Here is a 22,835-nt window from a genome sequence, read left to right as displayed (position 1 = left end):
CATCCCCGAAGGACTCGCCCTGCTCGACGCCGCCCTGCACACCGACCACCCCGTCCTCGTCCCCGCACGATTCACCAAGGCCAGGACCCGCCCGCAGTCCCGTCGTACGCACCCCGCGCAGCCCCTGTCGGAGCGCCTGGCCACGATGAACCCGGAGCAGCTGCACGCCACCCTGGCCGATCTCGTCGCGGACCGGGTGGCGGCGGTGCTCGGGTTCGCCGACGGGTCGGCGATCGAACCGCGGCGCCAGTTCCAGGAGCTCGGCTTCGACTCCCTCACCGCGGTCGAGCTGCGCAACCAGCTCAACGCGGTCACCGGCCTGCGGCTGCCGGCCACGCTCATCTTCGACTACCCGAACCCCGGCGCGCTGACCCAGTTCGTCCTGGAGCAGCTCTTCCCGGCGGTGGCCGCGGCCGAGGCGACCCCGGCGCACAGCGACGCCGAGGTGCGCCAGTTCCTGACGACCATCCCCATCTCACGGCTGCGAGAGGCCGGGCTGCTGGACAGTCTGTTCCGCCTGGCCCGCCTCGACGACCGCGACGCGAACAACCCGACCGAGGCCGAGGCGATCGACACCATGGACGCCGACCTCCTGATTCAACTCGCCCTCGAAGGCGGGGGTTCCTAGCCAAGGAAGTGATCATGAATCTGGTAACCAGCTGGACGACGCTCAAAGAATCCGACTCGGCAGATCTCGTCCTCTGCGTCGACTTCACGGGAACCGGCCGCGCCGAGGCCGGCTTCTCCGACCTGGTCGCCCGGATGGACCTCGACGCGACCTTCTGGCACGTCGTCCCACCGGGGCTGGCGCCCGGCTCGGGCGTCGACGGGCCGGACTACCTCGGCTCGTGGCTCACGTCGATCATGGCGAGTGGCCGGACCGTCAGCGCGGTCATGGGCTACTGCGTGGGCGCCGTCTACGCGGGGGAGCTCGTCACCCGGCTTGCCGAGGTGCAGAAGCGGGCACCCGCGCTCATCATCTTCGATCCGGAACCCATCACCCTGGAGAACATCTACTTCCAGTTCGGCAAGGTCTTCGACATCCTCTCCTCGATCCTCACCCCGGAGGACGTCGCCGTGACCCGGGAGGCGATGGACCGGCTGGTCCAGCAGGAGGGGATCACGATCGAGCGCTACGCCGAGCAGCTCTACGGCACCTTCAGCCGGATCGCCCACAACGCCTTCGAGAGGGTGGGGCTCGACGGGGAGTACGCCGAGGAGATGCTCGGCACGTTCAGCGCCTTCCTGTCCTACATGAGCCTGGCCGACCGGTTCGACCCGTGGGGCAACTGGCTGCGGGCCACCGCGGTGAGCTCGTCCACCTCGCACAACGGGCTGAACAAGCTGCGTGACACCGCCACCGGCCCGCTGGTGGCCGAGGAGCTCAGGTTCGAGGAGAGCCACGCGGAGCTTTTCAGATCCGACGAGATCGCCCGGGCCGTTACCAAGGTACTGGAGAGATGACCATGAAGCAGATGCTGGGTGAGCGGGCCACGCGCAAGGAGCAGGCGCTGTGGATGCTCGAAGAGCTCGTCCCCGGGACCGGGGTGAACAACCTGAGCGTGGCCTTCAGCGTGGCGGGGAGGCTGCGACGCCCTCTCGTCCTGGAGGCGATCAACCGCCTGCTGCATCGCCACGAGATCCTGCGAACGGTCTTCCGCGTCGAGGCCGAGGGGATGACGCGGCAGGTCCTGCCGATCGAGGAGATCGACCTGCGGATCGAGGAGGGCGGTGACGGAGCCTCACGGCAGTGGCTGACGGGGTTCCTCGCCCGGCCGTTCCAGCCCGAGGGCGAGCCGCTGGTGCGGGCCGCGGTCATCGAGGAGGCGGAGGGCGAGCTCTACTGCCTGGCGATCCATCACGCGGTCTTCGACGGGCTGTCCGCGGCGCTGCTGCTGAACGAGCTCGTCGCGCTCTACAACACCCTGGCCATCGGAGGCGCGCCGGAGTCCACGGTCGTCCCGGCCTGGGAGGAGCCGGCCGCCGACCCGCGCAGCGCGGGCTTCTGGCGCGACAAGCTGGCCGGGTTCAGCGCCGCCGAGCTGGACCTGTGGTGCGAGAAGCCGGAGGCGTCCGAGACCACGCTCGCGGGCGACATCATCAACTGGGAGCTCTCTCCCGTCGCCCGCAAGGCGGCCAGGCAGATGCAGCGCGAGCTGCGCGCGCCGGAGTCCGTCATCCTCATGGCGGCGTACGGCGTGCTGCTGGCCGCCCACGGCGCGGGCCCCGATCTCACCATCGGCTCGCCCGTCAGCGTCCGCTCGCCCGAGGCCGGCCTGGCCATCGGCTACCACATCAACGTCCTCACCCTGCGCACCCAGATCGACTGGACGCAGAGTTTCCGCACGTACGCGCGCCTGACGCGCCGCACGTTCATGGAGGCCATGGCGCACGCCGACTATCCCGTCGACGACATGATGGAGCTCGTCTCGCGCGACGGCTGGCGCAACAACCTCTTCCGCCACACCTTCAACTACATCCCGGCCGACATCGGCGCCGAGTTCGTCCTGGACGGCATGCGGGCCGAGCAGGTGGTCGTCGAGAACGGCTACAGCAAGTTCGACCTGGAGTTCTTCGTCACCTCCACCCCGGAAGCGATCAAGATCAGGACCGCGTTCTGCGTGGACGTGCTCGACAGGGCCGACGTGGAGCTGCTGCTGGCCCGCTTCGACGAGATGCTCGTCACGCTCGCGGAACAGCCCGACAGGCCGCTCGGCGAGGCGCCCGTGTGGTGCTACCAGGACCGGGCGGCCATCGAGATGGCCAACGCGACGGAACGCAACGTGACGCCCGCGACCGTGCTGGAGATGATCGCCGGGCGAGTGTCGAGCGCTCCCGCCGAGGACACCGCAGCGGTCCTCGACGGCGATCGCCACATCGGCATCCGCCGGCTGTGGGCCGCCGCGGAGGCCACCCGCGACCGGCTGGTGGCGGCCGGGGTCGGCTCGGGCGACGTCGTCGCGCTGCTGGCGCGGCGCGGCCCCGAGCTGGCCGCCGCGGCGATCGGCGTGTGGCTCGCCGGGGCGGCCTACCTGCCGCTCGAACCCGACCACCCCGAGCAGCGCCTCGACTACCAGCTCGGCGACTCCGGCGCCGCGGTGGTCCTCGCCGGAGAGGGAATTCTGGTGCCCGGCGACCGTACCGTCCTGCCCCTCGTGGCGGTCGAGTCGGTGAGGCCGGTGACCGGGAAGGTGCTGCCGTCCAGCCCCGTCGGGCCGGGAGACCGCGCGTACCTGATCTACACCAGTGGCTCCACCGGGCTGCCCAAGGGAACGCTGATCGATCACCGCGCCCTCGCCAACCTGATCGCGCACTTCGCGCACCAGCTGACGGTGGACGCCGACGACACCGTGCTGTGGCTGACCACGTTCAGCTTCGACATCTCCGCCCTGGAGCTGTTCCTGCCCCTGACGACGGGCGCGCGGCTCGCCGTCGCGCCCGACGACGCCCGCACGCAGGGCGAGCCGCTCGCCGAGGCGCTGCTCCGCCACGACATCTCCATCGTCCAGGCCACGCCGACCACCTGGCGGCTGGTCATCGACCAGGTCGCCGGGCTGCTGGCCGGCCGCCGCGTGCTGTGCGGCGGCGAGCCGATGCCCGCCGTACTGGCCAGGCAGCTCACCGTGACCGGGTGCGAGCTCTACAACGTGTACGGCCCGACCGAGACCACGATCTGGTCCACCGCGGGCCGGATCGATCCCGCCGGCGACCGCGTCGACGTGGGCGTGCCGATCGCGAACACGAAGGTGTACGTGGCCGACCCCCACGGCCGGCCGCTGCCGGTCGGAACCCGCGGCGAGTTGTGCATCGCGGGTGACGGGCTGGCCATCGGCTACCACGACCGCCCCGAGCTGACCTCGGAGCGGTTCGGCACGCACGCCTGGTACGGACGTTTCTACCGCACCGGCGACCTGGCCCAGTGGACCAGGGACGGCAGGCTGGAGATCCTCGGCAGGCTCGACCGCCAGATCAAGCTGCGCGGCAACAGGATCGAGCTCGCCGAGGTCGAGGGCGTGCTGCTCACCCACCCGGAGGTCCGGGCGGCGGCGGTCGTGGTCGTCGGCGACCCCAGCTCCGACGCGGTCCTGTGGGCGTTCGTGACGGCCCCCGGGAATCCCAAGGTGACCTCGGAACTGTGGGATCACGCCAGCGCGTCGCTTCCCTACTCGGCGACGCCGCAGGAGTACGTCGTCCTGGACTCCTTCCCGATGACCGGCAACGACAAGGTGGACTACCCGGCGCTGCGCCGGCTCGCCACCGAGCTGCGCGGCGTCGCGTCCGGCCCGGAGGAGGCCGACCTCGTGGAGAGCAGCGGCGACGAGCTGACCGACTCGCTGGTCCTGCTGTGGAAGGCGATGCTGAACCGCACCGACCTGGGCCCGGACAGCAACTTCTTCGCCCTGGGCGGGCACTCGCTGCTGGCCGTCAAGCTCCTCCAGGAGGTCAAGCGGGCGACCCAGATCCGGCTCAAGCTCAAGGACATCTTCGAGGAGCCGACGCCCGCGGGCCTGGCCCGCAGGCTGCACGCGACCACTACCGGCTGAATTCGTCAGACACGACACGAAGATTGGGCTCTCGTTGTGATGGAAGAAACCGTGGTCGCGGCGTTGACGATGGAGTCGATGCGCGCGGACATCGCAGACCAGCTGAGCATCGCCCCTTCCGAGATCGGCGACGACGCCGACCTGGTCAGCCTGGGCCTGGACTCGCTCCGGGCCATGCGGCTGGCCGGGCGCTGGCGGCGCGCGGGAGCCCGTATCGTCTTCGCCGAGCTGGCGGAGGAGCTCACGCTCACCGCATGGTGGTCGCTGGTCCGCTCGCGGCTGTCGCCCGCGGTCCCGGCCGAACGGGGGCGGAGCGTGGACGAGACGGCCGCGTTCCCGCTCACCCCCGTACAGCTGGCCTACTGGATCGGCCGCGCGGACGGCCAGGTCATCGGGGGCGTCGGCTGCCACGCCTACCTTGAGTTCGACGGTTTCGGCGTCGACCCGGCGAGGCTGGAACGGGCCGTACGCGCCCTGATCGACCGGCACGGGATGCTGCGCGCGATCTTCCACGACGACGGTACGCAGCAGATCATGGACACCAGCCCGTGGCCGGGCCTGACCGTGAACGACCTGTCGGAGCTCGGCGAGGACGCCGCCGAGCGCCTGCGGGACCGGCTGTCGCACCGCCGTTTCGACGCCGCCCGCGGCGAGGTCTTCGACGTCCAGCTGTCACTGCTGCCGGGCGCCCGCTCCAGGGTCCACTTCGAGGTGGACTTCCTGGTCGCCGACGTGCTCGGCCTCCAGATCCTGATGAAGGACCTGGCACGTCTCTACCTGGAGCCCGACCGGCCGCCCGCGCCGCTGGCCTGCTCGTTTCCCCGGTATCTCGCGGCGCGCGACGCGGAAAGGTCCCGGGAGCACGCCAGGGACCGGGAGTACTGGCTCGGCCGCCTGCCCGACCTGCCCGGCGCGCCGCAACTGCCGCTCGCGCTCGACCCGGGCCGGGTCACCCGGCCCCGTTTCGTCCGGCGCGAGAGGTGGCTCTCCCTCGCCGCGTGGCGGCGGGTCCAGGCACAGGCCCGCGCGCACGGGCTCACCCCGGCCATGGTGCTCGTCGCCGCCTACTGCGAGGTCCTCGCCGCCTGGAGCGGCGAGCCGCGCTTCCTCGTCAACGTGCCGCTGTTCGACCGCGACGAGACCGTCCACCCCGACGTGGCCGGCATGGTGGCCGATTTCACCAACCTGATCCTGCTGGCCGCCGACCTGTCCGAGGCGCTGCCGTTCGCGGAGCGCGCCAGGACGCTGCAGGCCACGTTCCGCGCCGACGCCCGGCACGCCGGCTACTCCGGCGTCGAGGTGCTCCGTGACCTCGCCCGCGACGGGGAGCACACGGGAGCGCCGGTCGTCTTCGCCTGCAACCTGGGCACCGAGTTGATCGTCCCCGAGGTCCGCGAGGCGTTCGGCGAGCCGGGATGGATGATCACCCAGACGCCGCAGGTGTGGCTCGACAACCAGATCAACGAGTACGAGCACGGACTCCACCTGGCGTGGGACGCGGTGGAGGAGCTGTTCGCGCCGGGCGTGCTGGACGCGATGTTCGACGCGTACGGCCGGACGCTGGAGTGGCTGTCGGAGGGCGACTGGTCGGCCCCGGCCCCGGTCGGCCTGCCGATGGAGCAGGAGTTCGTCCGCGAGCAGGTCAACGACACCTCCGGGCCGCTGCCCGAGAGCCTGCTGCACGCGGGCTTCTTCTCCTGGGCCGGGCACGAGCCCGAGCGCACCGCGCTGATCTCGGACGGGAACCGCGTGACCTACGGGGAGCTGGCGGGTCGGGCGTTGGGGGTCGCGGGGTTGTTGCGGGGCTGGGGTGTGGTGCCGGGGGACGCGGTGGGGGTGGTGGTGCCCAAGGGTGTGGATCAGGTGGTCGCGGTGCTGGGGGTGCTGGCCGCGGGCGGTGTGTATGTGCCGGTGGGGGTGGATCAGCCTGTTGCGCGGCGGGAGTCGATCCTGTCGCGCGCCGGGGTGGTGCGGGTGCTGACCGAGGAGACGCTGGCGCAGGTATCGGTGGAGGACCGGTTGGCGACTCCGGTGGGGGTGTCGCCGGATGCGGCGGCGTATGTGATCTTCACGTCGGGTTCGACGGGGGTGCCCAAGGGTGTGGAGGTCTCGCATCGGGCGGCGTTGAACACGGTGGTGGATGTGAACGAGCGGTTGGGGGTGGGCTGCGGGGATCGGGTTCTGGCGGTGTCGGCGCTGGATTTCGATCTGTCGGTGTATGACGTGTTCGGGTTGTTGTCGGTGGGTGGCGCGGTGGTGCTGGTCGCCGAGGACGAGCGCAGGGACGCGCAGCGGTGGGCGCAGTTGTGTGTCACCCATGGGGTGACGATCTGGAACAGCGTTCCGACGTTGCTGGAGATGCTGATCTCAGCCGTGGACCGGGTTCCGCCGCGGTTGCGGGTGGCATTGGTCTCGGGTGACTGGGTGGGGCTGGATCTGCAGGCGCGGCTGGCGGCCGGCAGTGGTGGCCGGTGCAGGTTGGTGGCGTTGGGTGGTGCGACGGAGGCGGCGATCTGGTCGAACGTGTGGGAGGTGGCGCACGTTCCGGCGCACTGGACGTCGGTGCCGTATGGGTTCCCGTTGCGTAACCAGAGGTTTCGGGTGGTCGACGGCCGGGGCCGTGATTGCCCGGACTGGGTGGCCGGGGAGTTGTGGATCGGTGGGGCCGGGGTGGCGTTGGGTTATCGCGGCGATGAGGTGACGACGGCGGCGAAGTTCGTGCACTATGCCGGGCAGCGCTGGTATCGCACCGGTGATCTGGGCCGTTACTGGGCCGATGGCACCCTGGAGTTCCTGGGCCGCGCCGATCATCAGGTGAAGATCCGCGGTCACCGGCTGGAGCTGGGTGAGGTCGAGGCGGCCCTGGAGGCGTGCCCGATAGTGAGCCGGGCGGTGGCGGTCGCGGTGGGCGAGCGGCGTCAGCGCCGGCTGGCGGCGTTCGTCACCCCGGCCGACGCCGATGCCGACCAGATCCGCGCCTTCCTGTCCGACCGCCTCCCCGCGCACGCCATTCCGCCGACCATCACCGCGCTGGACGAGCTGCCCCTCACCCCCAACGGAAAAATCAACAGATCCGCCCTCGTCTCCCTCGTGGAGGACACGTCGGTGACCGAGGCGGGGGAGGCGCCCGTCGGGGCGGCCGAGATCCTGCTCGCCGAGATCTGGGCCGGCCTGCTCGACCTGCCCGCGGTGCACCGCGCGGACAACTTCTTCGCCCTCGGCGGCGACTCGCTGCTCGCCACCCGCATGATCGCGCGGCTGCGGTCGGCGGGCGTCACCGACGCCAGGCTGACCCTGCTGTTCGACTCGCCGGTGCTCGCCGACTTCGCCGCGACCCTCACCCTGGACGAGACGCTCGTGCCCACCGCGGTGCTGGGCGCCGACCTCGAACACCGCCACGATCCGTTCCCGCCGACAGAGGTACAGCGCGCCTACTGGCTCGGCCGCGCCGAGCACTTCACGCTCGGTGGCGTCGGCTGCCACTTCTACACCGAGTTCGACGGCGACATCGATCTCGACCGGCTGCAGACCGCGTGGAACCTGCTGATCGAGCGGCACGAGATGCTGCGCGCCGTCTTCGACGAGGGAGGGTTCCAGCGCATCCTGCCCGAGGTGCCGCACTTCACGATCGCCATGGTCGACAGTGCCGAGCAGCTGCGCGAGCAGATGTCGCACCAGGTGTTCGACCCGGCCACCTGGCCGCTGTTCGACGCGCGGGCCGCGCGGCACGAGGGCCGCGTCCGGCTGGGGGTCGGCTTCGACAACATCATCATCGACGCGTTGAGCACGATGGCCTTCTTCGCCGAACTCGACGTGCTCTACCAAGACCCCGCCGCCGTGCTCCCGCCGCTGGAGGTGTCGTTCCGCGACTACGTGCTCGGGCTCACTCCCGATCGCGCGGTCTTCGAAGCGGCCAAGGAGTACTGGGGCGGCCGCCTGCCCGAACTGCCCCCCGCGCCGCGGCTGCCGCTGCGCGTCGACCCGGCCATGATCGACCGGCCCAGGTTCGTCCGCCGCGAGGTCAGGATGGACGCCGAACGCTGGCAGCGCGTCTCCGAGCTGGCGAGGAAGCACGATTTGACCGCCTCCACGGTGCTGGCGGCCGCCTTCGGCGAGATCCTCTCCGCATGGAGCGCCCAGACGGAGCTGACGCTCAACCTCACGCTGTTCGACCGGCGCGAGGTGCACCCCGACATCCATCGCGTCCTCGGCGACTTCACCTCGCTGATGCTCGTCGGCTACCGGTCGGGCTCCGGCTGGCTGGAGGGCGCGCGCCGGCTGCAGGAGGAGGTCTGGCGCGGCCTGGAGCACGGCGAGGTCTCGGCCGTGTGGGTGATGCGCGAGCTGGCCAGGCGGGCCGACTCGATCGAGATGACCATGCCCGTGGTGTTCACCAGCATGCTCGGCGTCGCCGACGGCGGCACGTTCGGTCCCTCCTTCGCCGAGCAGGTCTGGGGGGTTTCGCAGACCCCGCAGGTCTGGCTGGACTACCAGGTGGCGGAGGTCGACGGCGAGCTGCTCGTCCGCTGGGACGCGGTGGAGGAGCTGTTCGCGCCGGGCGTGCTGGACGCGATGTTCGACACGCATCTGAACCTGCTGGAGTGGCTGTCGGAGGGTGACTGGTCGGCCCCGGCCCCGGTCGGCCTGCCGATGGAGCAGGAGCTCGTCCGCCGGCGCGCCAACGACACCGAGGGTCCCCTGCCGGACGGCACCCTGCACGAGGCGTTCTTCACCCGCGCCGCCCGCGAGCCGCACCTGCCCGCGCTGATCTCCGACGCCGTCACGGTCACGTACGGGGAGTTGGCGGGTCGGGCGTTGGGGGTCGCGGGGTTGTTGCGGGGCTGGGGTGTGGTGCCGGGGGACGCGGTGGGGGTGGTGGTGCCCAAGGGTGTGGATCAGGTGGTCGCGGTGCTGGGGGTGCTGGCCGCGGGCGGTGTGTATGTGCCGGTGGGGGTGGATCAGCCTGTTGCGCGGCGGGAGTCGATCCTGTCGCGCGCCGGGGTGGTGCGGGTGCTGACCGAGGAGACGCTGGCGCAGGTATCGGTGGAGGACCGGTTGGCGACTCCGGTGGGGGTGTCGCCGGATGCGGCGGCGTATGTGATCTTCACGTCGGGTTCGACGGGGGTGCCCAAGGGTGTGGAGGTCTCGCATCGGGCGGCGTTGAACACGGTGGTGGATGTGAACGAGCGGTTGGGGGTGGGCTGCGGGGATCGGGTTCTGGCGGTGTCGGCGCTGGATTTCGATCTGTCGGTGTATGACGTGTTCGGGTTGTTGTCGGTGGGTGGCGCGGTGGTGCTGGTCGCCGAGGACGAGCGCAGGGACGCGCAGCGGTGGGCGCAGTTGTGTGTCACCCATGGGGTGACGATCTGGAACAGCGTTCCGACGTTGCTGGAGATGCTGATCTCAGCCGTGGACCGGGTTCCGCCGCGGTTGCGGGTGGCATTGGTCTCGGGTGACTGGGTGGGGCTGGATCTGCAGGCGCGGCTGGCGGCCGGCAGTGGTGGCCGGTGCAGGTTGGTGGCGTTGGGTGGTGCGACGGAGGCGGCGATCTGGTCGAACGTGTGGGAGGTGGCGCACGTTCCGGCGCACTGGACGTCGGTGCCGTATGGGTTCCCGTTGCGTAACCAGAGGTTTCGGGTGGTCGACGGCCGGGGCCGTGATTGCCCGGACTGGGTGGCCGGGGAGTTGTGGATCGGTGGGGCCGGGGTGGCGTTGGGTTATCGCGGCGATGAGGTGACGACGGCGGCGAAGTTCGTGCACTATGCCGGGCAGCGCTGGTATCGCACCGGTGATCTGGGCCGTTACTGGGCCGATGGCACCCTGGAGTTCCTGGGCCGCGCCGATCATCAGGTGAAGATCCGCGGTCACCGGCTGGAGCTGGGTGAGGTCGAGGCGGCCCTGGAGGCGTGCCCGATAGTGAGCCGGGCGGTGGCGGTCGCGGTGGGCGAGCGGCGTCAGCGCCGGCTGGCGGCGTTCGTCACCCCGGCCGACGCCGATGCCGACCAGATCCGCGCCTTCCTGTCCGACCGCCTCCCCGCGCACGCCATTCCGCCGACCATCACCGCGCTGGACGAGCTGCCCCTCACCCCCAACGGAAAAATCAACAGATCCGCCCTCACCACCACCCTCGAACCCCCACCCGACGACGATCCGCCGCGGCCGGGAACGGAACAGCGGCTCGCCGAGCTCTGGGCGGAACTCCTGGAGATCCCGGCACCGGGCCGCAACCAGAGCTTCTTCACCCTGGGAGGCGACTCGCTGCTCGCCACCCGCTTCGCAGAGGTCGCCAGGCGGCGGCTCGGCGTGGAGGTGACCCTGCGGCGCTTCTTCGCCGCCCCCACCATCGCGGACTGTGCCCTGTCCATCGACGACGACCATGACACGGAAGAGGGCGTGCTGTGACCCAGGCCCAGGCACCTGCCGTACGCGGACTGATCGCCGACATGGAGTCGGCGGGGATCAGATTGTGGGAGGAGGAGGGGCGGCTCAGGTTCCGCGCCCCCAAGGGGGCGCTGACCGAGGACCGGCGCGCGGTCCTGCTGAACGCCAAACCGGAGATCATCGAGCAGCTGCGCCGCGAGACCGCGTCGGAGACCGTACGGCCGGAGCCGGAACGGCGCCTGGACCCCTTCCCTCTCACCGACGTCCAGCAGGCCTACCTGGTCGGCCGCAACGACGCGTTCGGCTACGGCGGCGTCGCCTGCCACGGCTACGTCGAGGTCGCCTTCGCCGAGCTCGACGCGGACCGCGTCCAGGCCGCCTGGCGGACCCTGATCGGCCGCCACGACATGCTCCGCGCCGTGATCCATCCCGACGGCCACCAGAACGTCCAGGCGGAGGTCCCCGGTTACGACATCCGGGTGGCCGATCTTCGCGGCACCGACCCCGAGGAGAGCCTCGCCGCGATCCGCGAGGAGATGGCGCACAAGGTCTACCCGCCGGGCGCCTGGCCGCTGTTCGAGCTGCGGATCACCCACACCGACGGCGCGGCCCTGCTGCACGCCTCGATCGACCTGCTCATCGCCGACTACGTCAGCATCCAGCTGCTGCTCGCCGAGCTGCACCTGTTGCTCGACGACCCGGACACCGTCCTGCCGCCGGTGCCGCTGAGCTTTCGCGACTGCGTGCTCGGCCTGCGCTCCCAGCGCGAGAGCAGCCGGTACGACCGGGACCGCGCCTACTGGTGGGCCAGGATCGACGACCTGCCCCCCGCCCCCGAACTGCCCGCGCTCGGCCAGGACGCGGGCGCCAGGTTCACCCGCTGGGAGGCCACGCTGGAGCCGCGCGACTGGGCGCTGCTCCGCACCCGTGCGAACGCGGCGGGCATCACCCCCTCGCAGGCCGTCCTGGCCGCCTACGCCGAGGTCATCGGGCGATGGAGCCGCAGGCCCAGGTTCACGCTCAACCTGACGCTGCTCGACCGCCCGCCGCTGCACCCGCAGATCGACGAGGTCGTGGGCGACTTCACCTCGCTCAACCTCCTCGCCGTCGACACCGCGCCGGACGCCCCGTTCGCCGCCCGCGCCACCGCCATCGGCGAGCAGCTCTTCACCGACCTGGAACACCGCCGCTGCGGCGGCATGGAGGTGATCCGCGAGCTGGCACGCAAGCGGGGCAGGGCCGCCGCCCTGATGCCCGTGGTGTTCACCAGCGCCATCGGCATCGCCCAGGACGCGGCCGAGCACGGCATGCCGGTGTACGGCATCAGCCAGACCCCCCAGGTGTGGGTCGACTGCCAGGTCAAGGAGTACGGCGAAGCGCTGCTGATCAACTGGGACGTCCGTGAGGGCGTGCTCCCGGACGGTCTCGTCGACGACATGTTCGCCGCGTTCACCGACCTCCTCGGCCGCCTGACCGAGGAGGAGACCTGGGCGTCCGCGTCTCCCGTCGAGCTGCCCGACATCCAGGCGCGCCGCCGCGACCACGTCAACGACACCGTCGCGCCGCTCCCGTACGGCCTGCTGCACGACGAGGTCGTGGCCCAGGCCGGGCGCACCCCCGAACGGGTCGCCGTCGTCGGCGACCGCTCGCTGTCCTACGGCGAGCTGCTGGCACGGGCGTCGGGGGTGTCGCGGGCGTTGCGCGAGGCGGGGCACGCGCCGGGCGAGATCGTCGCCGTGGTGATGGACAAGGGCGTCGAGCAGGTCGTGGCGGTGCTGGGCACGCTGCTGGCCGGCGGCGTGTACCTCCCGGTCGACACCGGCCAGCCGCCGGGCAGGCGCGATCGCATCCTCGCCGACGCCTCGGCGCGGCTGGTGCTCACCCAGTCCTGGCGGGCCGAGGACGGCTGGATCGCGGTCGACACCCTGCCGCCCGCGCCCCCGGGCCCGGCGATCGAGCGGCATCCGGACGAGCCCGCCTACGTCATCTACACCTCCGGATCGACCGGGACGCCCAAGGGCGTGGTGATCAGCCATCGGGCGGCGCGCAACACCGTCGACGACGTCGGCGCCCGGTTCGGCATCGGCGCCGAGGACCGGGTGCTCGGCCTGGCCAACCTCGGCTTCGACCTGTCGGTCTACGACATCTTCGGTCCCCTCGCCACCGGCGCCGCCCTGGTGCTGCCCGACGCCCTGCGCAGGGGAGACCCCTCCCACTGGGCCGCGCTCGTCGCCGAGCACGGGGTCACGGTCTGGAACTCGGTGCCCGCGCAGCTGCAGATGCTGGAGCACTACCTCGAGGCGGAATCCCAGGTGGAGCTGCCCTCGCTGCGGCTCGCCCTGCTCTCCGGCGACTGGATCCCGGTGGCGCTGCCCGGCCGGATCCGCCGGCGGCTGCCCGGCCTGGAGCTGGTCAGCCTGGGCGGGGCGACCGAGGCCGCGATCTGGTCGATCTACCATCCCATCGGCGCGGACCTGCCCGGCTGGGCCAGCATCCCCTACGGCAGGCCACTGGCCAACCAGAGCTTCCACGTCTACGACGCGAGCATGCGGCCGAGCCCCGACTGGGTGCCCGGGGAGCTGTACATCGGCGGCGCCGGCGTGGCGCTGGGCTATCTCGGCGACGAGGCCAAGACCGCCGAGCGGTTCGTCCACCATCGCGGCGAGCGCCTCTACCGCACCGGCGACCTCGGCCGGTACCGGCCGGACGGGAACATCGAGTTCCTCGGCAGGGAGGACTCCCAGGTCAAGATCCGGGGCCACCGCATCGAGCTGGCCGAGGTCGAGACCCAGCTGCAGGCCCACCCGGCCGTCGCCGCCGGCACCGTGATCGTCGACGGCGACCGCGCGCTCGACCGGCGGCTGATCGCCTTCGCGCAGGCCGCGCACAAACAGCAGACCGCGCGGAGACGGGAGGAGGACGCCGTACCGGACGTCGGCGCGGCGGCGAGGGACGCGGCGGACGCGGCGACCGCGGGCGTCGACCTGCCACGGGTGATCGCGGTGGCCGAGACGCTCGACGAGATCGCGCTCGCGTCGATGGCGGCCGCGCTGCGGGCCTCGGGGCTGTTCGCCCGTGACGACGACGGGCACGAGGCGGCCGAGATCCTGGAGACCGCCCGGGTCAGGCCCGACCACCACCGGCTGGTCCGCCGCTGGCTCACCGCGCTGTGCGAGCACGGCCTGCTCGAGCTCGACCCGGCGGGCCGGTACCGGAACCTGCGCACCGGCGCCGACCTGGACGCGCTCTGGCGCCGGGTCGGCGAGCTGGCGGAGGGGCTCGACTACGGCGCCGAGCTGATCGGCTTCCTTCGCGTCAGCACCACGCACCTGCCCGAGCTGATGCGCGGCGAGCTCGACGCGCGCGATCTGCTGTTCCCCGAGGCGGGGGTGGAGACGGCCGAGGGCGCCTACAAGGACAACGTCCTCAGCCGTTACGTCAACCGCGTCGTCCGGGCCGTGATCGGCCGCGTGGCGGAGGAGCACACCGGCGGGCCGCTGCGCGTGCTGGAGGCCGGCGCGGGCGTGGGCGGCACCAGCGCCGAGCTCATCCCCGAACTGGCCGGTCACCGGGTCGACTACCTCTTCACCGACCTGTCCAGGTTCTTCCTCACCCGGGCGGCCGAGCGGTTCGCCGACCACCCCTGGGTGCGCTACGGCCTGTTCGACATCAACGCCGACTACCGCGACCAGGGCTACGAGCCCAACTCCTTCGAGGTCATCCTCTGCGCCAACGTCCTGCACAACGCCCACGACGCGGGCGTGGTCCTGGACAGGTTCCGCGAGCTGCTCGTGCCGGGCGGCTGGCTGGTGTTCATCGAGACCACCCGGGAGCACGTGCAGATCATGAGCTCGATGGAGTTCCTGATGAGCCCGCGCGACTACGACGACGTGCGGCGCGGCCGCGACCGCACGTTCATCACCCGCGAGGAGTGGCTCGGCCTGCTGGCCGCGGCCGGGGCGGAGACCCTGGCCTGCCTGCCCGAGCCCGCCGACCCGCTGGCGCCGCTGGGCCAGTCCGTCCTCGCCGCCCGCTTCCCCGCCGACCGCGAGCACATCGACCTCGCCGAGCTGCGGGCCTTCCTGGCCGAACGGCTGCCCGACTACATGATCCCGTCCCACATCCAGGTGGTCGACGAGCTGCCGCTGACCGACAACGGCAAGATCGACAGGACCACGCTGGCCACCCTGCTGCCCCGGGCCGCGGGGGAGGCGGCACCCGTGGGCGAGGAGCCGCGCGACGATCTCGAACAGCGGCTCGCGGCGCTCTGGGCGGAGCTGCTCGGCCTCCCGCGCGTCGGCCGCGACCAGGACTTCTTCGCCCTGGGCGGCGACTCCCTGTTGGTCACCCGGCTGGCCGGGCGGGTCCGTGAGGAACTGCCCGAGGCGGGCAACTTCTACTGGGACAGCCTCGTCCGCCAGCTGGTCAACCAGCCGACCGTCGCCGCGCTGGCCGCCCACCTCCGCCAGGCGCGCGAGGACCGCGACCACGGGCTGACCCGCACGCACGCCAGCTCGCTGGTGCGCCTGTCGGAGGGCGGGGGGACGGCCCGCGTGCTGGTCCACGACGGCACCGGGACCCTCACCCCCTACCGGGCCCTGGCCGCGGAACTCGCCGGCACGCCGGTGTTCGGCCTCGCGATCGACGACGCCGAGCGCTACCTGGAGCTGGACCCCGACACGGCGGCCGAGACGCTGGCCGGATCCTACGCGCGGCTCCTGCTCAAGGAGGGCGTGACGCGCGTGCGCATCGTCGGCTACTGCATGGGCGGGCTGATCGCCACCGAGCTCGCCCGCCAGCTCACCGAGAGCGGCGCGGTCGTCGAGGACCTCACCGTCATCAGCAGCTCGCGGTTCCCCTACCGGATCACCGACGAGCTCATGCTGGAGTACGGCTTCGCCCAGGCGTGCGGTGTCGACCCGGTCCGGCTCGGCTACCCCGGCGGGGACCTGGCCAGGGCGCTGCACGCCGTCCAGGAGGGCTCGCCGGGACAGGTGCGCGAGGGAAGCCTGGCCGCCCTCGCGGACGACCCCGACCCCGGGCTCGCGGAGATCGGCCGCCGCTTCACCGCGCTCGCCCTGCCCCCGCACCGGGAACGGCTCGCCGCCCTCGCCCGCGAGCTGGGGCAGCCGCCCGAGCGGGTGGAGCTCGCCCACCGGGTGTTCAGGCAGAGCTTCGCGGCCGTCACCCACTACGACCCCGAGCCCTACGCCGGTGACATCACGTTCCTGCGCCAGCGCGGCGTCACCAACGTCGTGCCGACCCTCCAGGACGACATGACCGAGTTCTGGCGGGAACTCTGCCTGGGCCGACTTACCGTCATCGACGTGGCGGGCGACCACTTCAGCTGCCTCGACCAGGCGCACGCCCCGGGCGTGGCCCGGCTGATCACCGGCGGTTCGGCATGATCGGGGTCGTCGGAGGGTACGGCGCGGTCGGCGGTGCGGCGGCGCGGCTGCTCGCCGGCCGTGGCGTCGGTGGCGTCCGTATCGGCGGGCGTGACCTGGACGCGGCCCGCCGCTTCGTCGGCGAGGAGCTGGGCGGCCGCGGCGAGGCCTGGCAGGTGGACGCCTACGACGAGGCCGCCCTGGCCAGGTTCTGCCGGGGCTGCACGGTCGTGGTCAACTGCGCCGGCCCCTCCTACCTGCTGCTCGACCGGGTGGCGCGCGCCGCGTTCCTCGCCGGGGCCGACTACGTGGACGCCGCGGGCGACGGCCCGGCGTTCGCCGGGCTCGCGAGCACGGGCACGGCCGGGGCGACGGCGGTGCTCTCGGCCGGGATGCTGCCCGGCCTCACCGGGTTGCTGCCGCGCCACCTAGCGCGGTTCGCCGGAGCCGGCCCGCACCGGCTCGACGTGTACACCGGCGGCCTCGACCGGCTCACCCCCGCCGCGGCCGGGGACGTCCTGCTCAGCGGCAGGGGAGATCACGGCGAGGCGCTGGCCGCCTGGCGGGGCGGCGCCACGGTCTCGCGGGCGCTGGCCCCGGCGTACGGCGTCGAGCTGCCCTACTTCCACGGACCGGTCACCGCCTACCCCTTCCTCGGCGCCGAGGCGGCGCGGGTGGCCGGGGAGCTGGGGCTGGAGGAGGCGCGCTGGTACAACGTCATCACCGGTGACCGCGTCATGGCCGCGATGAGCGCGGCGGTCTCGGCGGCCGACCTGATGCGCGTGGCCGAGCTGGAACTGGCCGGGCGCACCCCGTACTACGTCCTGCTCTTCCAGCTCAGCGGCCCCGGCACCACCCGCACGATGGCGCTGAGAGTGGACGACTCCTACGAGCTCACCGCCGCGGTCGTGGCGCACGCGACGGAGGCCGTGCTGCGGGGCGAGGTCGAGGTCGGCCTCCACTACGCCGACGGCGTGCTCGACCCCGCCAGGATGCTGGCCGACCTGGAACCCGTGGCCAAGATCGAGATCTCCGACGACATCCCGAGGATCGACCTGGCCGCGCCGGCGTTCGAGGAGGGCGCGCTGTGAAGCGGGTCGTGGTCTGCGGGACGAAATTCGGCCAGGTCTACCTGTCGGCCTTGGCGGACGGGCCGTTCGAGCTGACGGGCATCCTGGCCCGCGGGGGCGCCCGGTCCGCCGGATACGCCAGGGCGTACGGCGTGCCGCTGCTCACCGATCCCGACCAGGTGCCCGACCTGGCCGACCTGGCCTGCGTCGTCGTGCGTTCCGGGGTCGTCGGGGGAGAGGGCAGCGAGCTGGCCGGGGCGCTCCTGGCCCGCGGCGTCCACGTGCTCCAGGAGCACCCGCTGCACGTGGACGAGCTGGCCCGGTGCCTGCGCACCGCGCGGGCCTCGTCGGCGGTCCACCACGTGAACACGCTCTACGTGCACCTGGAGCCGGTGCGCCGGTTCGTCGAGGCCGCCCGCCGACTGTGCGAGCTCCAGCGGCCCCTCTACGTCGACGCCGCCTGCAGCGTCCACGTCGCCTACGCCCTGTTCGACATCCTCGGCCGCGCGCTCGGCGGGCTGCGGCCGTGGACGTTCGGCCCGGTGGCGCAGGGAACGCCGTTCAGCTGTCTCACCGGCACGATCGGCGGCGTGCCGCTGACCCTGCGGGTGCAGAACCAGATCGCCCCCAACGACCCCGACGCCCACCTGCATCTGCTTCACCGCATCACGCTGGGCACGGAGGGCGGCAACCTCACGCTGGTCAACACGCACGGGCCGATCGTGTGGAGTCCCCGCATGTACGTCGGCCGCGACGCCGACGACCGCTTCTCCCTTGAGGGGGATCATCTCCGCCTGCCGAGCGCCACGCTCCTCGGACCGGAGCAGGCGCCGACATTTCAGGAAATCGTCGGATCACTGTGGCCGAGCGGTGTCCGGCGCGCGCTGACCGACCTGCGCCAGGCCGCAGAAGAGGCCGTCGACCCGATGCGGCAGGGCCAGTACTACCTGACGCTCAGCCGCCTCTGGCTGGACGCCACCGCGGCGATCGGCCGTCCCGAACTACTGGTCCAGACCGCACCACGCCCCCTTTCCGCAGCGGAGATCTCATGAGCTGGTTCCACTGCTACCACCCCAGGCCGCGGTCGGGACTGCGGCTGTTCTGCTTCCCGCACGCCGGCGGCTCGGCGAACTTCTACCGGTCCTGGCACCACACCCTGCCGCCGGCCGTCGAGGTGCGCGCCGTGCAGTACCCGGGACGCGCCGACCGGCGCGCCGACTCGCTGATCGACGACGCCCACCACATCGCCAAGCTCGTCACCGACGCGATGGCGCCCCTCCTCGACCGGCCGGTCGCGCTGTTCGGGCACAGCATGGGAGCCCTCATCGCCTACGAGGTGGCGCGCGAGCTGGAGGCGCGCGGCCGGGGCGTGGTGCACCTGTTCGCCTCCGGGCGGCACGCGCCGCACGACCACCGGCCGGGCGACGCCCACACCACCGACGAGGACCTGATCTCCGACCTGGTACGCCTCGGCGGCGTGGAGGAGGCGCACCTGGCGGATCCGGTGATCAGGGAGCTGACGCTGCCGGTGGTCCGCAACGACTACCGGGTCGACGAGACCTACCGGCACCGTCCGGGCGGCCCGCTGCACTGCCCCGTCACCGCGATGCTCGGCGACGGCGATCCCGAGGTGACCCCGGAACAGGCCGCGCGGTGGGGCGAGCTGACCCGTGACCGGTTCGCCGCCCGCGTGCTGGACGGCGACCACTTCTACCTCGTGCCCCGGCGGACGGACGTGGTCGCCCACGTGCTCCGCACCGTCTCCATGGCCTGGCCCTCCACACCGTAGGGAAGGCCTCGACTTCCTTCCCGCGGCTGGAGCCGGGGGATTCCACGCCGGAGGTATTCGATGATGGAACACGAGCTCATGAGGATCCTCACCGGCGGATGGGTGGCGGAGGCGACCTTCGCCGCCGTCCGGCTCGGGGTCGCCGACACGATCGCGGAACGCCGCCTGTACTCCTGCGAGATCGCGGAAACGGTCGGCGCGCACCCCGACGCGCTCGGCCGTCTGCTGCGCCTGCTGGCGGGGGTCGGCCTGGTCGACACCGACGAGGACGGCAGGTACGGCCTCACCCCGATGGGCGCCCTGCTGGGCCGCGACGAGCTGGGCCCGCTCGCCGCGCTCTACGGCGAGGACTATTTCGGCGCCGCGTGGCGAGGGCTGCCGCACACCCTGCGCACCGGCGAGACGGCCTTCGAGCACGTCTTCGGCAGGCCCGTCTTCGCGCACCTGACGGACGATCCCGGCAAGGCCTCCGTCTTCAACGCCGGCATGGCGGCGGGCGCCGCGTTCTTCCGCGAGGTCCCCATGGCGCACGACTTCTCCGGCGCCCGGACCGTGGTGGACCTGGCGGGCGGCACCGGCGCCCTGCTCGGCACCATCCTGCGGGACCACCCGGAGGCCGGGGGGATCCTGTTCGACGTGCCCGAGGTCGTCGCGAAGGCGCCCGCGCACCTGGACCGGATGGAGGTACTGGACAGGTGCGAGCTGGTCGGCGGCGACCTGTTCGAGTCCGTCCCGGCGGGCGGGGACGTCTACCTGCTCTCCCGCATCCTGCACGACTGGGACGACGGCCGGTGCGTCCGGCTGCTGCGCAACTGCGCCAGGGCGATGGAGACGGGGGCGGAACTACTGATCATCGAACGCGTCGTCTCCGCCGGCAGCCACCTGCCGCTCGCCTACGACCTGCACATGATGGTGATGACCGGCGGGCGGGAGCGGACCGAGGAGGAGTACCGGACGCTGCTGGAGAGCGCGGACCTGCTCCCCGGCAAGCTGGTCGAGCTCCCGTTCGGGATGCGGATGCTCACCGCGACCCGCTGATCCGACGACAGGAAAGCCGAACCGACGACAGGCGAGACAGCAAGACACGGAAAAGGCCGCGGTCCCGACGGGACCGCGGCCTTTCCCGGGTCAGACCACCGCCGGCACCCGGACGATCTCGACGCTGCCCTGGCCGCCGTCGACCCGGATCAGGTCGCCGTCCTGGATCCGCATGGTGGCGTTCCTGGTGCCGACGACGGCCGGGATGCCCAGCTCGCGCGCCACGATGGCCGCGTGCGACAGCGGCGCGCCGACGTCGGTGACCACCGCCGCGGCACGCGGGAACAGGAGCGTCCAGCCCACGTTGGTCACGGTCGTCACCAGGATCTCGCCCTCCGCGAGCCGGTCGCCGTCCGCCACGGAGGAGATCACCCGGGCGATGCCCTCGACCACGCCGGCCGCGCCGGGAAAGCCGCTGATGGTCTGCGAGGGGGGCGCCACCGTCGCTCCGGCGTCGAACACGTCGCCGCGGCGGTTCGGGTCGGCCGCCCACCGCTCCGGATCGAACCGTCCGCGGATGATGCCCGGGTACGGCGGGAGCGCCTTGTACAGCTCGTAGGTCGTCCTGCGCTTGGCCACCTGCGAGAGTGGCCGGCGCGAGCCGCGCAGCACGTCCAGGACCTCCTCGATCGTCAGGAAGAACAGGTCGTCGCCGTGCCCGGTCACCTCGCCGGCCCGCACGACGAAGTCGCGCACCATCCAGAAGCCGCGCATCATCTCCGAGCGGGTCTCCTCGCGGGCGCGGACGATCTCCTCCCAGCGGTCGATCTTGCGGCGGAACTTCTCCGCCTGCCTCGGATACCGCTCGCGGAACCTGCGCCAGGCGGCGTCGCTCGCCTCGTCCTGGCGGGTCAGCAGCTCGGTCGGGTCGACCGTGAGCCCGGCGATCTGCCTGTCGAGCCAGGTCGGGTCCTCCACCGGCCGGGCCACGGAGACCTCGAACTCGTCCGGGCCCCGATGGCCGTACCTGCGGACGTACTCCTCGCGGGAGATCTCGCCGCGCTTGAAGCGCGCCAGGCCGAGCAGCGGGCCGAGGCTCTCCAGCCGGCCGTCCGCGGCCTGGATCCCGGACATCAGCACGGCGGCGTCGGCCTCCCCGACGAGCTTGGTCAGCTGCGAGCCGAGGTAGATCAGCGAGCCGGCGTCCTGGCGGGCGGCGGCGGCGAGCATGCGGTTACACTCGCGGAACCTCGGCTCCACCTCGCTCTCCCAGAGCGCGGCGAGGTCCGCGCCGTCGGCCGTCCCGGCGATCCTGACGCGGATGGCCTCGGTGGTCCGGGGCGCGGACGCGACGTACTCGGGGATCCGGCCCACGAGCTGCTGGATGGCGCGGCGGCCCGCCAGGAGCGGTTTGGCCGCCTTGAGGGTCTGCCAGCGCGACATCGGCAGCAGCGGGGTCTCGACCCCCTCCGGCAGCCGCCCGTACACCGGCTCCTGGGTGTCCCTGATCTTTTTGGTCATGCCCAGGGCCCTGCCGAGAGAGGCGGTCAGGCTCATGTTCATGTAGACCCGGCCGCCGATGTTGCCGCACTGGGGGTGGCCGCCGAGGTGCCCGGCGACCATGATCTCGTCGATGAACGCCTGCACGAGCGACCAGGTGCACGGGGTCATCACGCTGGGGATCGCCTCGCCCAGGTTGCCGTTGGTCCACAGGTAGTCGCCCTTGAGCGAGTCGTTCCACACCTCGCGCTGCCCGGTGATGGGCCTGGCCTGCAGGATGTACGGCCTGCCCTCGTGGATGGCCCACTCGACGTCCACGGCGTGGCCGTACAGCTCCTCGATCGTCATGCCCAGCTCGGCGAGCCGTACGGCCTGCGCCCGCGACAGCACGGGCAGGTCGCGCCCGGTGTCCGGCACCGGCACCTCGCGGGTGCCCTCGGGCACGCGGACGGTCATCACGGTCTTGGCCGCGATGTGCTCCTCGACGATCGTGTGGTCGGCGCGGTCGAGCGTGATCGTGTCGGGCGTGACCAGCCCGCCGACGATCGCCTCACCCAGTCCCCACGCGGCGTTGATGCTCAGGTGGTCGCGGTCCTCGGTGAACATCACGCCCGCCGCGTCGGCGGGCACGAGCTCCTGGACGACGACGGCGAGGGCCACTTCGTCGTGGGGGACGCCGTTGCGCTCGCGGTAGGCGATGGCCCGCTCGGTCCACAGCGAGGCCCAGCAGCGCCTGACCGCGTCCAGGACCTGCTCGGCGCCGCGGATGTTGAGGAAGGTGTCCTGCTGCCCGGCGAACGACATCCCGGGCAGGTCCTCCGCGGTCGCCGACGAACGTACGGCCACCGCGGGCTCGTCGCCCAGCTCGCGATAGGCGGCCCGGATGTCGTCGGCGATGCCCTGAGGCACCTCGTGGGCGGCGAACAGGGCGGCGGCCTCGGCCGCGTCGCTCGACAGGATCCGGTCCCGCAGATCGTGGTGGGTCACGAAGGCGCGGTAGGCGGTGGTGGTGACGTGGAAGCCCGGCGGAACCGGGAGCCCGGCCCGGGCCAGGCGGGCGAGGGACTCGCCCTTGCCTCCCACGTTCGCCAGCTCGGTACGAGGGTCGGCCAGCGCAAGCGTGTTCATGGACCATCTCCATTCGTCCCAGGGGGTGTCCACTCGCATGAACAGGGCAGACATGTTC

General features: G+C 72.0%; 10 protein-coding genes. 9 read left to right on the top strand and 1 reads right to left on the bottom strand.

The genetic code is table 11. From position 1 onward, the window contains the following. From ACTOQ3_RS41900 to ACTOQ3_RS41860, 9 genes are all read left to right on the top strand, one after another. On the top strand, window positions 1-628 hold a 628-nt coding region (locus ACTOQ3_RS41900), incomplete at its 5' end, for a beta-ketoacyl reductase (protein ID WP_440089520.1). 14 nt (window positions 629-642) lie between these two features. After that, window positions 643-1,464, top strand: a complete 822-nt coding sequence (locus ACTOQ3_RS41895) for a hypothetical protein (protein WP_440089518.1) — start codon at window positions 643-645, stop codon at window positions 1,462-1,464. After that, the gene (locus ACTOQ3_RS41890; RefSeq protein ID WP_440089517.1) at window positions 1,461-4,544 is read left to right on the top strand and encodes a non-ribosomal peptide synthetase; all 3,084 of its coding nucleotides are present in this window, start codon (window positions 1,461-1,463) and stop codon (window positions 4,542-4,544) included. Before ACTOQ3_RS41895 ends, ACTOQ3_RS41890 begins: the two co-directional genes overlap by 4 nt. Before the next feature lie 39 nt (window positions 4,545-4,583). After that, window positions 4,584-10,946: an amino acid adenylation domain-containing protein gene (locus ACTOQ3_RS41885; RefSeq protein WP_440089516.1), complete on the top strand. Its 6,363-nt coding sequence runs from the start codon at window positions 4,584-4,586 to the stop codon at window positions 10,944-10,946. Then, window positions 10,943-16,333 carry an amino acid adenylation domain-containing protein gene (locus ACTOQ3_RS41880; protein ID WP_440089515.1) on the top strand — a complete coding sequence of 1,797 codons (5,391 nt, stop codon included), beginning with the start codon at window positions 10,943-10,945 and terminating at the stop codon, window positions 16,331-16,333. Before ACTOQ3_RS41885 ends, ACTOQ3_RS41880 begins: the two co-directional genes overlap by 4 nt. Beyond that, the gene (locus ACTOQ3_RS41875) at window positions 16,330-17,403 is read left to right on the top strand and encodes a saccharopine dehydrogenase NADP-binding domain-containing protein (protein ID WP_440089514.1); all 1,074 of its coding nucleotides are present in this window, start codon (window positions 16,330-16,332) and stop codon (window positions 17,401-17,403) included. Before ACTOQ3_RS41880 ends, ACTOQ3_RS41875 begins: the two co-directional genes overlap by 4 nt. Beyond that, the gene (locus ACTOQ3_RS41870; RefSeq protein WP_440089513.1) at window positions 17,400-18,434 is read left to right on the top strand and encodes a Gfo/Idh/MocA family oxidoreductase; all 1,035 of its coding nucleotides are present in this window, start codon (window positions 17,400-17,402) and stop codon (window positions 18,432-18,434) included. The genes ACTOQ3_RS41875 and ACTOQ3_RS41870 overlap by 4 nt, the downstream gene beginning before the upstream one ends. Beyond that, on the top strand, window positions 18,431-19,171 hold the full coding sequence (locus tag ACTOQ3_RS41865; protein ID WP_440089512.1) for a thioesterase II family protein: 741 nt from the start codon (window positions 18,431-18,433) through the stop codon (window positions 19,169-19,171). The genes ACTOQ3_RS41870 and ACTOQ3_RS41865 overlap by 4 nt, the downstream gene beginning before the upstream one ends. 78 nt (window positions 19,172-19,249) lie before the next feature. Further along, complete coding sequence (locus ACTOQ3_RS41860; protein WP_440089511.1) at window positions 19,250-20,209, top strand: methyltransferase; 960 nt, start codon at window positions 19,250-19,252, stop codon at window positions 20,207-20,209. Window positions 20,210-20,299: 90 nt separating this feature from the next. Here ACTOQ3_RS41860 and ACTOQ3_RS41855 read toward each other — a convergent pair whose 3' ends face one another. After that, a complete protein-coding gene (locus ACTOQ3_RS41855) occupies window positions 20,300-22,777 on the bottom strand; it encodes a PEP/pyruvate-binding domain-containing protein (protein ID WP_440089509.1) in 2,478 nt (825 codons plus the stop codon). Between the last annotated feature and the right edge of the window lie 58 nt (window positions 22,778-22,835).

Source organism: Streptosporangium sp. LJ11 (assembly GCF_051918945.1).
In the GTDB taxonomy this organism is placed as follows: Bacteria; Actinomycetota; Actinomycetes; order Streptosporangiales; family Streptosporangiaceae; genus Streptosporangium.
This window is presented reverse-complemented; position numbering and strand designations above follow the sequence as displayed.

Coding starts and splice junctions, on each gene's coding strand:
- ACTOQ3_RS41895 (WP_440089518.1), top strand. CDS start 643: ATGAATCTGGTAACCAGCTGGACGACGCTCAAAGAATCCGACTCGGCA.
- ACTOQ3_RS41890 (WP_440089517.1), top strand. CDS start 1,461: ATGACCATGAAGCAGATGCTGGGTGAGCGGGCCACGCGCAAGGAGCAG.
- ACTOQ3_RS41885 (WP_440089516.1), top strand. CDS start 4,584: ATGGAAGAAACCGTGGTCGCGGCGTTGACGATGGAGTCGATGCGCGCG.
- ACTOQ3_RS41875 (WP_440089514.1), top strand. CDS start 16,330: ATGATCGGGGTCGTCGGAGGGTACGGCGCGGTCGGCGGTGCGGCGGCG.
- ACTOQ3_RS41865 (WP_440089512.1), top strand. CDS start 18,431: ATGAGCTGGTTCCACTGCTACCACCCCAGGCCGCGGTCGGGACTGCGG.
- ACTOQ3_RS41860 (WP_440089511.1), top strand. CDS start 19,250: ATGAGGATCCTCACCGGCGGATGGGTGGCGGAGGCGACCTTCGCCGCC.
- ACTOQ3_RS41855 (WP_440089509.1), bottom strand. CDS start 22,777: ATGAACACGCTTGCGCTGGCCGACCCTCGTACCGAGCTGGCGAACGTG.